A 13,148-nucleotide genomic window follows, 5' to 3' on the forward strand; every position below is an offset into this window, starting at 1 on the left:
TTTTTGACCGGCGTGGGCCGGGGGGGTTTGTTTCCGGGGGCGGCCGCTGGCCCCCCCGGGGGGGCCGGGCGGTGGTTCCCGCTCCCCGGCGGGGTGTTTGGGGGGGGGGGGGGGGCCCCCCGGGGGGGCCCCCCCCCCGCCGCCTCGACTACGCCTCCGTACGCCCCAGGAACACCGGGTTCGTCAGCGCGACGAAGTTGCCCGGGAGGGGCGGGGCCGTCGCGGGACGGCGTACCTCGGCGCGTACGTATGTCGCGTACTCGGCCGTCGTACGCCACTCCACCGTCCCCGTCCCCGACTCCGGCAGCGTGACGGTGTGCAGCGTCCCCTGGTCGGTGACGATGCGCGCCGAACTGCCCGCCGGGGCGCCGGTGACCTCCAGACGTACCGTCACCGGTTCGTCGTCCGCGACCCGCAGCCGTTCGCCGATGCCCGCGTGCAGACCGCGACCGCCCGAGGCGCCGAAGGTCAGGGACACCGCCGCGGACTCCGCGATGTAGCTGCGCCCCGCGCGGATCCCGGCCAGGATCGCCTCGCGGGACAGTTCGTCGGCGAGGACGACGGTCTGCGGGGTGCCGATCGGTTCCGGGTCGCGGTGCGCGTCGCTGCTGCCCATCGCCGGGGTCCACGGCCGTCCCGAACGGGCCGCCGACACCAGGGTGTTGTCCCACGAGGCCAGGGCGACCTCGTCCTCCGGGGTGAAGGGACCGTTCCACACCTCCACCGCGTCGGCGTCGGCGAAGCCGAACTTCCAGTTGCAGCCGATGCAGGTGGCGTGCGGATGCGCGGGCACGACCAGACCGCCCGCGCGCCGGATCTCGCGCGCGTAGTGCCCGAAGCGGTTGTCGCGGGCGCGGTAGCGCCAGTCGACGAAGGTGCCCGCGTCCATGCCGATGGCCACGACATGGCCGTTACGGGTGGTGATCTCCTCGCCGGTGAGGATCAGCAGGTCGTCGCCCCACAGCCCCTCCCACGCGGTGTGCGCGGACGAGGTGTTGTGCTCGCTGGTGTTGATGAAGTCCAGCCCGGCCGCCCGCGCGCCCGCCGCGATCTCGGCGGGGGTGCGCCGGCCGTCCGAGTGCACGGAGTGCAGATGGCAGTCGCCCCGGTACCAGGCGCGCCCGCGCCCCTTGGCCCGCTCGGGCGGGTGGACCGGACGCGGGGTGCGGCCGGGGGAGCCGTACGTGAGGGTGATGGTCACCTCGTACGCCAGCCCCTGGGGCGCGACGGTGTACGGGCCGAGCGCGATGTGCCACCTGCCGGAGCGCACCGGGCCCGGCAGATAGCCGGGGGTCGCCTCGTCGGCGCGGATGAAGAACTCGCTGCGCGCGCCGCCGGACCAGCCCCGGAACCCGTCGCCGCCCAGGGCCGTGCCGCGCTCGTCGAAGATGCCGATGTCCAGGGCATTGCCCTGGGTGCCGGCGGGCACGGCCGGCCGCTCGTAGCTGTACGCGACGCGGATCTCACGTACCCCGCGCGGTACGTCGACCGGCAGATGGACGAAGTCGGGGGAGCCGGGCGGCAGGGTGCCGCGCACGGTCTTGGTCTCCGTACCGCTCTTGCCACTCGTACCGCTCGTACCGCTGTCGCCGGGCGCGGCGTTCGCGAAGCTCACGCTGCCCAACGTAAGGGCCGCGGCGGCCCCGGTCACGAGCAGACCGCGTCTGCCTATCGCGTGTTCGGTGTGGTCGTTGCACATGCCGACGGCTCCCCGGGGTTCGAGAGGGACAGGAGTGGAGGTTCCGAACCCTGGTATTGAGTCGTGAACGGCCGTACAAGGGAAGGGGGTGGGGAGGTGGTGCGCACATTGCCAGTGGTCACGGCGTGCGACAGGCGTCGGTCCCGCCCGACCGGGGCATAAGTTGGGACGCCGCCAGGCAGTCCCCGCCCCCGTCCCCGCCCGACCGTCCCCGTCCCGACGCCCCGAAACGAGAAACATCCGTATGCGGATCGCGACCACCATCTTCCTCACCGACGAGACCATCACCCCCGTACGGCTCGCACGGGAACTGGAGGAGCGTGGCTTCGCCGGGCTCTATCTGCCCGAGCACACCCATATCCCGATCGAACGGACCACCCCGTACGCCGCGGGCGGCGACCTGCCGCGCGAGTACGGCCGTACGCTCGACCCCTTCGTCGCGCTCGCCCAGGCGGCGGCCGTCACCGAACGCCTCGGCCTCGGCACCGGCATCACGCTCATCGCCCAGCACGACCCGATCGACCTCGCCAAGCGGATCGCGACGCTCGACCATCTGTCCGGCGGCCGGTTCACGCTCGGTATCGGCTTCGGCTGGAACAAGGAAGAGGCGGCGGACCACGGCGTCGAGTGGACGTCACGGCGCGCCCTCGGCTGGGACCGGCTGGCGCTGATGCGCGCGCTGTGGGCACCCGAACCGACGCCGTACGAGGGCGAGTTCGCCTCCGTACGCGCCAGTGAGGCCCACCCGAAGCCGGCGAACGGCGCCCCGCGCACCCTCGCGGGCGGCGCGGCCGGCCCCCAGCTCTTCGCCCATATCGCCGAACAGACCGACGGCTGGCTCCCGATCGGCGGCCGGGGTCTCTCGGAGTCGATCCCGCTGCTGCGCACGGCATGGGAATCGGCGGGCCGCCCGCCGGAGGCCCTCCAGGTCGTCCCGTACGCCGTCCGCCCCACACCGGGCAAGCTGGCGCACTACGCGGATCTGGGGGTGCGGGAGGTGGTGGTCCAACTGCCGCCGGGCGACGAGTCGGAGGTGCTGCGGACGCTGGACGACTTCGCGCAGTACGTGTGAGGGAAAGGTCCGGGCCCCGGCTGCCGCGCGGGTGAAAGAGTGTGCGGATGAGCGCGCCGCACGACCACGACACCGTCACCCTCAGAGTCCCACCGCAGCCCGCCCCGGCACCCGGGTCCGGGGCGCCGGCTGGTGCGCCCGGCGGGGCGCCGGGCGGGGTGGCCAAGTCCAGTGCGCTCATGGCCGCCGGGACCGTCGTCTCCCGTATCACCGGCTTCGCGCGCACCCTGGTCATGGCCGCGGCCATCGGCGTCGGGACCCTCAACGACTCCTACCAGGTCGCCAACGTCCTCCCCACCATGATCTACGTCCTCGTCGGCGGCGGCGCGCTCAACGCCGTGTTCGTGCCGCAGCTCGTACGGGCGATGAAGAAGGACGACGACGGCGGCGAGGCGTACGCCAACCGCCTCCTCACCCTCGTCATGGTGGCGCTGGCGGCCGTCACCGTGGTGTGCGTCGTCGCCGCGCCGCTCCTCGTCCACCTCATGTCGCCGGACATCGCGGACGATCCGCGCCGGCTGGCCGTCACCGTGGCCTTCGCCCGCTACTGCCTGCCGACCATGTTCTTCATGGGCGCCCATGTCGTCCTCGGCCAGATCCTCAACGCTCGCGGCCGGTTCGGCGCGATGATGTGGACCCCGGTCCTCAACAACATAGTGATCATCGCGGCGTTCGGCGGTTTCATCTGGGCGTTCGGCGGCTTCACCGGCACCGGCGTCACCCCCGCCACCATCACCCCGGAGGGCGTACGGCTCCTCGGCCTCGGCACGCTCCTCGGCCTCGCCGTGCAGGCGCTCGCCATGCTGCCGTACCTGCGCGACGCCGGCTTCCGGCTCCGTCCGCGCTTCGACTTCCGCGGCCACGGCCTCGGGAAGGCGATGGGCCTCGCCAAGTGGACACTGCTCTTCGTGCTCGCCAACCAGCTCGGCATGGTCGTCGTCACCCAACTCGCCACCAAGGCGGGCGCGGCGGCCGAACGCGCGGGCTTCACCGGCACCGGCATCACCGCGTACAACTACGCGCTCCTCCTGTGGCAGATGCCGCAGGCCATCATCACCGTCTCCATCATGACGGCTGTGCTCCCCCGTATCTCCCGCGCCGCCGTCGACGGTGACGCGGCGGCCGTACGCGACGACCTCTCGTACGGCCTGCGGACCTCGGCCGTCGCGATCGTGCCGTGCGCCTTCGCCTTCCTGGCGCTGGGAGTCCCGATGGCGACGCTCCTCTACGCGGGCTCCGGCGCCGAGGGCGCGCGGGGCATCGGCTTCGCGCTGATGGCCTTCGGTCTCGGCCTCGTCCCGTACTCCGTGCAGTACGTGGTGCTGCGCGGCTTCTACGCGTACGAGGACACTCGAACCCCCTTCTACAACACCCTCGTTGTCGCCCTCGTCAACGCCGCCGCGTCCGCCCTCTGCTTCGCCGTCCTGCCGCCGCGCTGGGCGGTGGTCGGCATGGCCGCGTCGTACGGCCTCGGCTACGCCGTCGGGGTCGGCATCGCCTGGCGCCGCCTGCGCCGACGCCTCGGCGGCGACCTGGACGGCGCCCGCGTACTGCGCACCTACGCCCGCCTGATCACGGCCTCGACCCCGGCCGCCCTCGCGGCGGGCGCGGTGGCTTACACCCTGACCAACACCCTGGGCTCGGGCGCGCTCCCGTCCCTCCTCTCCCTGACGGCGGGCGGCGCGGTCCTCCTGCTCGTCTTCCTGCTCCTGGCCCGCCTGCTACGCGTACCGGAACTCACAGCCCTGACGGCCATGGTCCGCACCCGGCTGGGCCGTTGACCTCACTTCTTGTCGCGCACCACGCGGTGGCGGAGGCAGACGACCCGTGAGCCGAAGGTGCGGGTCTCGACGAGTTCGAGATTTACCCGGCGTTCCTGCTGGGGGAAGAACGGGGTGCCGCCGCCGACCAGTACCGGGTAGACCCTGGGCCGGTACTCGTCGATCAGATCCAGGGCGGCGGCCTCGGCCGCGAGCGCGGCGCCGCCGATGGCGATGTCGCCGTCGCCCGGCTCGGCCCGCAGCCGTTCGATCTCCTCCGCCAGACTGCCCGAGGCGAGGCGCGCGTTGCCCCGCACCTCCGTCAGGGTGGTGGAGAACACCACCTTCGGGAGCGCTTTCCAGAGCGTGGCGAACTCCGTCGTCGGGAAGTCGAGCGACGGACTCTGGTCGATGGGCTCCCAGTACAGCATCGACTCGTAGAGCCGCCGTCCCAGCAGGTGGGCGCCGAGCCCTCGCACCTCGTCGGTGGAGAAGCGGAAGAGCTCCTCGTCGGGCGGCGACCAGTCGAAGCCGCCGTCCGGCCCGACGATGTAGCCGTCGAGCGAGACGCCCATCGAATAGGTGACTCTGCGCATCGGAAGTCCTCCTCGGTAGCGGGTTCGAGGGTACGACCGCCGGGGCGCCGCGAACTCATCGCGGCGCGCGGAAAAACTCCCGCTACGCGCCCACCGTCCCGTCCACGCCCTCGCGCAGCAGGTCGGCGTGGCCGTTGTGGCGGCCGTACTCCAGCAGGACGTGCACCATCACCATCCGCAGCGAGACGTCCTGGCCCCAGCGTGGCTGACGGCCCGTCAGATCCAGTGAGTCCGCCGCCCGTTCGATCCGCCGTGACGTCTCGACCTCGGCCTCCCAGGCGGTGAACGCCTCGGACCGGGACGAGGCGCTCGCGTCGTACGCCGCCTGGAAGTCGATCTCGCCCGGGGGCGACCAGAGCATCGGCGCCGCGTTGTCCTCGAACACCCGCCGGAACCAGGCGCGTTCGACCTCGGCCAGATGGCGTACAAGGCCCAGCAGGGAGAGCGTCGAGGGGGCCATCGACCGCTGTCGCAGTTCGTCGTCGCTCAGCCCGGCGCACTTCATCGCGAGCGTCGCGCGCTGGTAGTCGAGGAAGGCCCGCAGGGTTTCGCGTTCGGTGCCGGTGCGGGGCGGGCCCACGCGGTCGTCGGTGGTCATGGCGGGGAACCCGCTCCCGCCTGCTCCGGCACGGCGAAGCCGACGAGCAGGCACAGCCGCGCGTACTCCGCGTGATCCAGCCGCAGCGCCTCGGCCAGTGAGTCGACCACCGCCCTGGACGGGCGCCGGCGCCCCTGCTCCAGTCGCTTCAGATGCTCCTCCGACACCCCGGCCAGTCGCGCCAGCTCGTCGCGGCGCAGCCCCGGGACCCGGCGCGTCGCCGGCGACGCCGGCCGTATTCCCACCGTCTCCGGCTTCAGCCGCGCTCGGTATTCCCGCAGCGCAGCGCCGAAATCATCGTTCGTCCGCACCCGCTCAGTGTGACAGCCCGTGGTGCGGCCGGGCGCCGTCACCCGCCTCCCCCGGGGCCCGGGGGGATGGCAGCAGGGGCGAGGTGTACTCAGCGACACCCGTGGTTCGGGCCGTACGCCCAATGTGGGCGAAGCGCGCCGTCCGTAGCGTCTTACCCGTGGCACAGAGAGTGTCCGACGGGAAGGAACGATCATGATGCGTCGTAAGAACGCGAGCCGGCCGGCCAGGAGTGCGGAAGCTCTGCGGCTGGCTCAGGTCACCAAGGTCTACGGGACGGCCGAGAGTGCCGTCACCGCCCTTGACGGCGTCTCGCTCACGCTTCCCGCCGGTTCGTTCACCGCGGTCATGGGGCCGTCGGGCTCGGGCAAGTCGACACTGCTCCAGTGCGCGGCGGGCCTGGACCGGCCCGACAGCGGACAGGTCATGGTCGACGGCGAGGAGATGACCGGCGGCAGCGAGGCCGCGCTGACGAAGTTCCGCCGCCGGCGGATCGGCTTCATCTTCCAGCAGTACAACCTCCTGCCCACGCTCACCGTCGCGCAGAACACCGTGCTGCCCCTCAAGCTCGCCGGGCGCCGTATCGACAAGGACCGGGCCCGGGAGATCCTCACCCAGGTCGGCCTCGGCGACCGTCTCGGCCACCGCCCCGACCAGCTCTCCGGCGGCCAGCAGCAACGCGTCGCCATCGCCCGCGCCCTGGTCACCGAACCGGCTGTCGTCTTCGCCGACGAACCCACCGGCGCCCTCGACATCCGCAGCGCCCGCGACGTCCTGCGCCTGCTCCAGGAGACCGTACGGGTCCACGGCCGCACCGTCGTCATGGTCACCCACGACCCCGTCGCCGCCTCCTACGCCGACTCCGTCGTCTTCCTCGCCGACGGCCGCCTCGCCGGCCAGATCGACCACCCCACCGTCGACGCCGTCGCCGAACGCCTCGCCCACCTCGGCGACACCGTCCAGCACGGCAACACCGCCACCCCGTCCGCCCACACCACGTACGCGGGGGTGTGACCCATGTTCTCTCTCGCCATGAGTTCCGTCCGCCGGCGCCCCGGGCGCTTCATCGCCACCCTGCTCTCCACCTTCCTCGGCGCCGCGGTCATCATGACCTTCGGCTCGATGCTCGACACCGCCGCGGCCCCGGGCATCGACGCCGCCAGCAAGGAGCCCATCACCACCGCCGCGAACGTGGTCGGCGGCTACGGCGCCCTCCTCGTCTTCTTCGCCATCGCCTCCACCCTCACCGTCAACGTCCGCCAGCGCCGCGAGGAGATCTCCCTCCTGCGCCGGAGCGGCGCGACCCCCGCGCAGATCAAGCGCATGGTGGTCTTCGAGGCCGCCGTGGTGGGGATCGTCGGCTCCCTCCTCGCGATCACCCCCGCGATGATCGGCGGCGAGCAACTGCTCGACGTCTTCAAGGACAGTGGCCAGGTCGCCGACCGTGTCGACCATGTCTTCGGTCCCGTCGCGATCGCCCTCGGCGCGTCCATCACCCTGCTGGCCTCCGTCGGCGCCGCGTTCCTCGCGGTCCGCCGGGCGACCAGGGAGGCGGCCGGTGGCCCCAAGTCCCGTGGCCGCGCGAAGAATGCCGCCGGCTTCGCCGCCCTCCTGCTGGGCGCCGGCGCCGTCGGCTCCACCTTCGCCATCGACAAGACGGCCGTCGCGCTGATGGCCGCCCCCGGCTACGGCGCGATCCTGCTCGCCGCGGGCTTCGCGATCCTCTCGCCCGCCCTGCTGCGCGTCCTGCTCGGCGCCCTGTCCGGGCCGCTGACCCTGCTCACCGGCGCGAGCGGCTATCTGACCGTCCACAACATGCGCGAGCGCGCCAACCAGCTCTCCAGCGTGCTCATGCCGCTGATCCTCTTCATCAGCATCGCCTCGGCCATCTTCTACATGCAGATCATCGAGAACGACGCCGCCGAGGCCGCCGGGCTGACCCGGTCGAGCGACGACAAGAGCATCCAGACGCTCAACTTCGTCATCGCCGGCATCATCGTGATCTTCGCCTGCATCATGCTGGTCAACAGCCTTTACGCGGCGACCACTTACCGCACCAGGGAGTTCGGCCAGCAGCGTCTCTCCGGCGCCACGCCCGGTCAGGTCCTGGGCATGATCGGTCTCGAATCGCTCGTCCTGACCGTGTTCGGCGTGTTCTTCGCGACGCTGTCGGCGCTCGCCGGGATCGTCTCCTTCAGCATCGTCCGCACCGACACCGTCGTCCCGGACCAGAGCCTGACGATCTGGCTGGTCGTCGTGGGTATCGGGGCCGTGGCGACGATGGTCACCAGCGTGGGTACGGCCTACCGCGGACTGCGCACCCCGGCCGTCGAGGCGGTGGCACTGGCCGCCTGACATGAATCGACGACAGCACGACGAGAAGCCGCCGAGGGGCAGTCGCACACCGCGACTGCCCCTCCGGGCGTCTCCGGTCGCCTCCGCGCGTCTCCGGGCGTCTCCGGGCGGGCCGCCCTACTTCGGCTCGTACGCGCACGGCGACACGACCGACCCGCTGAACCGGCCCCCGTCCCGCCCGTCCCGCCACTCGAAGAGCAGCCCGGTGTCACCGCCGTCGTCGGACGGGCCCGGCCGCGAGGCACGCAGCGTCAGACTCTCCGCCGGTCCCGCCGTCCCCGCCGGACGGTACGCCGTCCCGTCGAACCTCTCGTACGTGTCGATGTCCCAGCCCTCGTCCCCGAGATACCGGTGCAGCCGCTTCAGCGCGGGCCCGGCCTCGGCCCCCGTCACCCCGTCCGTCTCCCACCCGTCGGAGAGGCTGTACGCGCCCTCCACCGGCTCGTCGGCGATGCTCTCCAGACCGTCGGGGTAGCAGAGGGAGTCGCCCGGACCGGCGGGCCGCGTGTCGCCATCGACGCCCAGCACGTCGTACGTCTCCTGAAGGATGGCGCCCATACGGCTCGTCATCGTGTCCCGGCCGACCCGCTCGTACTCCTCCGGTGTCCCGCGCTGCACCCCGTACGTGACGAGGAAGCCGAGCACGACCAGCACCGGTACGGCGACGAGCAGTCCGCAGCTGATCCCCACCCCGCGCAGCGCGCCACTTCCGGCCGGGCGGTCCAGATCGGTGAGGTCCTTCGCGTCGTCCATATGATCGAAGTTATTCCCCGATCCCCGAATGTGGGGATCCGCTCATGTACTCATCTCTCAGCCGGAATCGTCCGGCCCCGCTCGTATGCTCGGACATATGACGACGAGCGTCCCGTCCCCCGCAGCCCCCACCGCCAACGCCATGCGCCGCGCCCTCAAACGTGCCAGGGACGGTGTCGCGCTCGACACCGGAGAGGCCGCCGTCCTGCTCCAGGCGCGCGGCGACGACCTGTCGGACCTCACCGCCTCCGCCGCGCGGGTGCGTGACGCCGGGCTCGAAGCCGTCGGGCGCCCCGGGGTCATCACGTACTCCCGCAAGGTCTTCATCCCGCTCACCCGCCTCTGCCGCGACAAGTGCCACTACTGCACCTTCGTCACCGTCCCCGGCAAGCTCCGCCGCGCCGGGCACGGCATGTATCTGTCGCCCGACGAAGTCCTCGACATCGCCCGCGAGGGCGCCGAAATGGGCTGCAAGGAAGCGCTGTTCACGCTCGGCGACCGGCCCGAGGACCGCTGGCCCGAGGCGAAGGAGTGGCTGGAGGCGGAGGGGTACGACGACACGCTCGCGTACGTACGGGCCATGGCCATCCGCGTACTGGAGGAGACCGGACTCCTCCCGCACCTCAACCCCGGCGTGCTGACCTGGACCGACTTCCAGCGGCTCAAGCCCGTCGCGCCCAGCATGGGCATGATGCTGGAGACCACCGCCACCCGTCTGTGGTCCGAGCCCGGCGGCCCGCACCACGGCTCCCCGGACAAGGAGCCCGCCGTACGGCTGCGGGTTCTTGAGGACGCGGGCCGCTCCAACGTCCCCTTCACCACCGGCATCCTGATCGGTATCGGCGAGGACTACGCGGAGCGCGCCGACTCCCTCTTCGAGCTGCGCCGCACGGCCCGCGCCTACCACGGCATCCAGGAAGTCATCGTCCAGAACTTCCGCGCCAAGCCCGACACCGCGATGCGCGCCATGCCCGACGCCGAGTTGGAGGAGCTGGCCGCGACGATCGCCGTCGCCCGGCACATCCTCGGCCCGGCCGCCCGGATCCAGGCCCCGCCCAACCTCGTGGACGAGGAGTACGCGCTCCTCATCGGCGCCGGCATCGACGACTGGGGCGGTGTCTCGCCGCTCACGCCCGACCATGTGAACCCCGAGCGCCCCTGGCCGCACATCGACCAGCTCGCCGAGCGCACCGCCGCCGCCGGGTTCGAGCTGCGCGAACGGCTCACGATCTACCCGGAGTTCATCCAGCGCGGCGAGCCCTGGCTCGACCCGCGCCTCATGCCGCACGTGCGCGCGCTCGCCGACCCCGCGACCGGACTCGCCCGCACCGATGTCACTCCGGCCGGGCTGCCGTGGCAGGAACCGGACGAGGGGTTCACCGCCACCGGCCGTACCGACCTGCACCGCACCATCGACACCGAGGGCCGCACCGGCGACCGGCGCGACGACTTCGACCACGTCTACGGCGACTGGGACGCCCTGCGCGAGGCCGCCGCGCCCGGCATGGTGCCGCAGCGCATCGACACCGACGTCAGGCAGGCGCTCACGCGGGCCGCCGCCGACCCGACGAAGCTCACCGACGACGAGGCGCTCGCACTGCTGCACGCGGACGGCCCCGCGCTCGACGCGCTGACCCGGATCGCCGACGAACTGCGCCGCGAGGTGGTCGGCGACGACGTCACGTACATCGTCACGCGCAACATCAACTTCACCAACGTCTGCTACACCGGCTGCCGTTTCTGCGCGTTCGCCCAGCGCCGTACGGACGCCGACGCGTACACCCTCTCCCTCGACCAGGTCGCCGACCGGGCCGCGCAGGCGTGGGACGTCGGCGCCGTCGAGGTGTGCATGCAGGGCGGCATCCACCCCGACCTGCCCGGCACCGCCTACTTCGACATCGCGCGCGCCGTGAAGGAACGCGTCCCCGGCATGCATGTGCACGCCTTCTCACCCATGGAGGTCGTCAACGGCGCCTCCCGCACCGGGATGTCGATCCGCGAATGGCTCACGGCCGCGAAGGAGGCCGGACTCGACTCGATCCCCGGCACCGCCGCCGAGATCCTGGACGACGAGGTGCGCTGGATCCTCACCAAGGGCAAGCTGCCGACGGCCACCTGGATCGAGGTCGTGGAGACCGCGCACTCGCTGGGCATCCGCTCCAGCTCCACGATGATGTACGGCCATGTGGACCAGCCCCGCCACTGGCTGGGGCACTTCCGGACCCTGGCGGGCATGCAGCGCAAGGCACTTGAGGCGGGGCGCGAGGGCTTCACCGAATTCGTCACGCTGCCGTTCATCCACACCAACGCGCCCGTCTATCTCGCCGGGATCGCCCGCCCCGGCCCCACCACCCGTGACAACCGCGCCGTCATGGCGATGGCCCGTCTCCTCCTCCACCCGTACATCACCAATATCCAGACGAGTTGGGTGAAGCTCGGCACGGAGGGCGCGGCCGAGATGCTGCGCTCCGGGGCGAACGACCTCGGCGGGACGCTGATGGAGGAGACCATCTCCCGGATGGCGGGCTCCAGTTACGGCTCGTACCGCTCGGTCAAGGATCTGGTCGCGATCGCCGAGGCCGCGGGGCGGCCGGCCAGGCCCCGGACCACGCTGTACGGGGAGGTGCCCGAGGAGCGCGTACGGGCGGCGGCGGCGTCCGACGGGCACCTGCCGGAGCTGCTGCCGCTGCTGCCTGCGGAGTAGTCCCCGGAGCAGTCCGCGGAGTAGTCCCCGGAGCGGCTCTCCGGAGCGGCTCTCCGGGACGGAAGGGGGTGGCCGGGGACGAACCGGCCACTCGTTCCGCCCGTGCCCAACCGTCCGTTCCCGTTCGATTACAGTGCTGCGCCAGAGCGCGTTCCACGACACGGGAGGAGGGACGCGTGAACAGGCCAGCCACCGCGATATGGGGCCGGGCGGAGCAACAGGACTTCCGCAGCCGCGTCCGTGGGTGCCTTCTCGGGGGAGCCATCGGCGACGCGCTCGGAGCGGGCGTCGACACCCTCACCCTCGACGAGACCCGGACCGCGCACGGCGCCGAGGGCGTCACCGACTTCGCCCCCGCGTACGGCAGGCGCGGCGCGGTCGCCGCCGCCACCCAGCTGACCCTGTTCACCGTCGACGGCCTCATCCGCGCCCAGGTCCGGCGCGACACCGGCGCCTGGCACCCGCCGACCGACGTGCACCGCGCGTATCTGCGGTGGGCCGCCACCCAGAGCGACTGGGGGCCCGACGAGCGCCGCAAGGACAACGGCTGGCTCGCCCAGGAGGAGTGGCTGTACGCGCGCCGCGACCCCGCGCGGCCCTGTCTGACCGGGCTGGCCGACGAGGTGATGGGCACCCTGGAGAAACCCAAGAACCCCACCGCGCGGGACGCGGGCGCCCTGGTGCGCTCGGCGCCGTTCGGGCTGCTGGTGGGGTGGGAGCCGCAGCTGGTCTGCCAGTTGGCGGTGGAGTGCGCGGCGCAGACGCACGGCCACCCGACCGCGTATCTGTCGGCCGGCGCGTTCGCGGTGATCGTGCACGGCGTCGCGCGCGGCGACAGCGTCGACGCGGCCGTGCAGCGGGCCCTGTCGCTGCTGATCAGCCGCCCCGGCCACCAGCCCGTCACCGACGCGCTGGGGCAGGCACTCGGAGCCGTACGGCAGGGCATCCCGACCCCGGGGCGGGTCGCGGTGCTCGGGGAGGGCCGGGCGGCGGAGGACTCGCTGGCGGTGGCCGTGTACTGCGCGCTGGTCGGTGAGGACGTACGCCACGGCCTGCGGCTCGCCGTGAACCACGACGGGCCGTCGTCGGCCACGGGGGCGCTGTGCGGGGCGCTGCTGGGCGCGATGCACGGCGAGACGGCCCTGCCGCCCGCGTGGCTGGCGGAACTGGAGGGCCGTCCGACGCTGTTGGAGATCGCGGACGACTTCGCGATGGAGATGACGCAGGGCCCCGCGCTCCACGGCCCGGCGATCACGGCATCGGGCTGGCTGTCGAGATACCCGCGGGGCTGAGACGGGTGCT

At 72.2% G+C, this 13,148-nt stretch carries 10 protein-coding genes and 1 pseudogene; 6 read left to right on the forward strand and 5 right to left on the reverse strand.

Annotated elements, in window-relative coordinates:
* Window positions 1-148 precede the first annotated feature (148 nt).
* Window positions 149-1,699, reverse strand: coding sequence for a CehA/McbA family metallohydrolase (locus tag ACFYNU_RS27725; RefSeq protein WP_388767507.1), 1,551 nt, complete (start codon window positions 1,697-1,699; stop codon window positions 149-151).
* A 244-nt stretch (window positions 1,700-1,943) separates the two neighbouring features.
* Here ACFYNU_RS27725 and ACFYNU_RS27730 point away from each other — a divergent pair, with 244 nt between their 5' ends.
* Both ACFYNU_RS27730 and murJ read left to right on the forward strand, forming a co-directional pair.
* Entirely contained in the window at window positions 1,944-2,771 is an 828-nt protein-coding gene (locus tag ACFYNU_RS27730; protein WP_356597309.1) for an LLM class F420-dependent oxidoreductase, read from the forward strand.
* An 89-nt stretch (window positions 2,772-2,860) separates the two neighbouring features.
* Window positions 2,861-4,552, forward strand: a pseudogene (gene murJ / locus ACFYNU_RS27735) (murein biosynthesis integral membrane protein MurJ); the annotation flags it as partial.
* 2 nt (window positions 4,553-4,554) lie between these two features.
* Here the strand turns inward: murJ and ACFYNU_RS27740 are convergent.
* The 3 genes from ACFYNU_RS27740 to ACFYNU_RS27750 form a co-directional block, all read right to left on the reverse strand.
* Window positions 4,555-5,127 carry a dihydrofolate reductase family protein gene (locus ACFYNU_RS27740; protein WP_356597307.1) on the reverse strand — a complete coding sequence of 191 codons (573 nt, stop codon included), beginning with the start codon at window positions 5,125-5,127 and terminating at the stop codon, window positions 4,555-4,557.
* 82 nt (window positions 5,128-5,209) lie between these two features.
* Window positions 5,210-5,725, reverse strand: coding sequence for a DinB family protein (locus ACFYNU_RS27745; protein ID WP_356597305.1), 516 nt, complete (start codon window positions 5,723-5,725; stop codon window positions 5,210-5,212).
* The gene (locus ACFYNU_RS27750; RefSeq protein ID WP_356597303.1) at window positions 5,722-6,036 is read right to left on the reverse strand and encodes a helix-turn-helix transcriptional regulator; all 315 of its coding nucleotides are present in this window, start codon (window positions 6,034-6,036) and stop codon (window positions 5,722-5,724) included. Before ACFYNU_RS27750 ends, ACFYNU_RS27745 begins: the two co-directional genes overlap by 4 nt.
* 193 nt (window positions 6,037-6,229) lie before the next feature.
* Between ACFYNU_RS27750 and ACFYNU_RS27755 the strand changes: the two genes are divergently transcribed.
* Both ACFYNU_RS27755 and ACFYNU_RS27760 read left to right on the forward strand, forming a co-directional pair.
* Entirely contained in the window at window positions 6,230-7,048 is an 819-nt protein-coding gene (locus ACFYNU_RS27755; RefSeq protein WP_388767510.1) for an ABC transporter ATP-binding protein, read from the forward strand.
* A 3-nt stretch (window positions 7,049-7,051) separates the two neighbouring features.
* Complete coding sequence (locus ACFYNU_RS27760) at window positions 7,052-8,389, forward strand: FtsX-like permease family protein (protein WP_356594799.1); 1,338 nt, start codon at window positions 7,052-7,054, stop codon at window positions 8,387-8,389.
* A gap of 117 nt (window positions 8,390-8,506) precedes the next feature.
* Here the strand turns inward: ACFYNU_RS27760 and ACFYNU_RS27765 are convergent, their stop codons facing one another.
* Window positions 8,507-9,142 carry a hypothetical protein gene (locus ACFYNU_RS27765; protein ID WP_356594801.1) on the reverse strand — a complete coding sequence of 212 codons (636 nt, stop codon included), beginning with the start codon at window positions 9,140-9,142 and terminating at the stop codon, window positions 8,507-8,509.
* A 97-nt stretch (window positions 9,143-9,239) separates the two neighbouring features.
* On the opposite strand from ACFYNU_RS27765, the gene ACFYNU_RS27770 reads away from it, so the two are divergent.
* Together ACFYNU_RS27770 and ACFYNU_RS27775 are read left to right on the forward strand one after the other, a co-directional pair.
* The gene (locus ACFYNU_RS27770; RefSeq protein ID WP_388767513.1) at window positions 9,240-11,846 is read left to right on the forward strand and encodes a bifunctional FO biosynthesis protein CofGH; all 2,607 of its coding nucleotides are present in this window, start codon (window positions 9,240-9,242) and stop codon (window positions 11,844-11,846) included.
* Window positions 11,847-12,022: 176 nt separating this feature from the next.
* Complete coding sequence (locus tag ACFYNU_RS27775) at window positions 12,023-13,138, forward strand: ADP-ribosylglycohydrolase family protein (protein WP_356594805.1); 1,116 nt, start codon at window positions 12,023-12,025, stop codon at window positions 13,136-13,138.
* Window positions 13,139-13,148 lie beyond the last annotated feature (10 nt).

The sequence above is a fragment of the Streptomyces sp. NPDC006643 genome (genome assembly GCF_042870175.1).
GTDB lineage: Bacteria > Actinomycetota > Actinomycetes > Streptomycetales > Streptomycetaceae > Streptomyces.

Bases quoted from the DNA above. Each gene is read 5' to 3' on its own strand.
- ACFYNU_RS27725 (WP_388767507.1), bottom strand. From the start codon at position 1,699: ATGTGCAACGACCACACCGAACACGCGATAGGCAGACGCGGTCTGCTC.
- ACFYNU_RS27730 (WP_356597309.1), top strand. From the start codon at position 1,944: ATGCGGATCGCGACCACCATCTTCCTCACCGACGAGACCATCACCCCC.
- ACFYNU_RS27740 (WP_356597307.1), bottom strand. From the start codon at position 5,127: ATGCGCAGAGTCACCTATTCGATGGGCGTCTCGCTCGACGGCTACATC.
- ACFYNU_RS27745 (WP_356597305.1), bottom strand. From the start codon at position 5,725: ATGACCACCGACGACCGCGTGGGCCCGCCCCGCACCGGCACCGAACGC.
- ACFYNU_RS27755 (WP_388767510.1), top strand. From the start codon at position 6,230: ATGATGCGTCGTAAGAACGCGAGCCGGCCGGCCAGGAGTGCGGAAGCT.
- ACFYNU_RS27760 (WP_356594799.1), top strand. From the start codon at position 7,052: ATGTTCTCTCTCGCCATGAGTTCCGTCCGCCGGCGCCCCGGGCGCTTC.
- ACFYNU_RS27765 (WP_356594801.1), bottom strand. From the start codon at position 9,142: ATGGACGACGCGAAGGACCTCACCGATCTGGACCGCCCGGCCGGAAGT.
- ACFYNU_RS27770 (WP_388767513.1), top strand. From the start codon at position 9,240: ATGACGACGAGCGTCCCGTCCCCCGCAGCCCCCACCGCCAACGCCATG.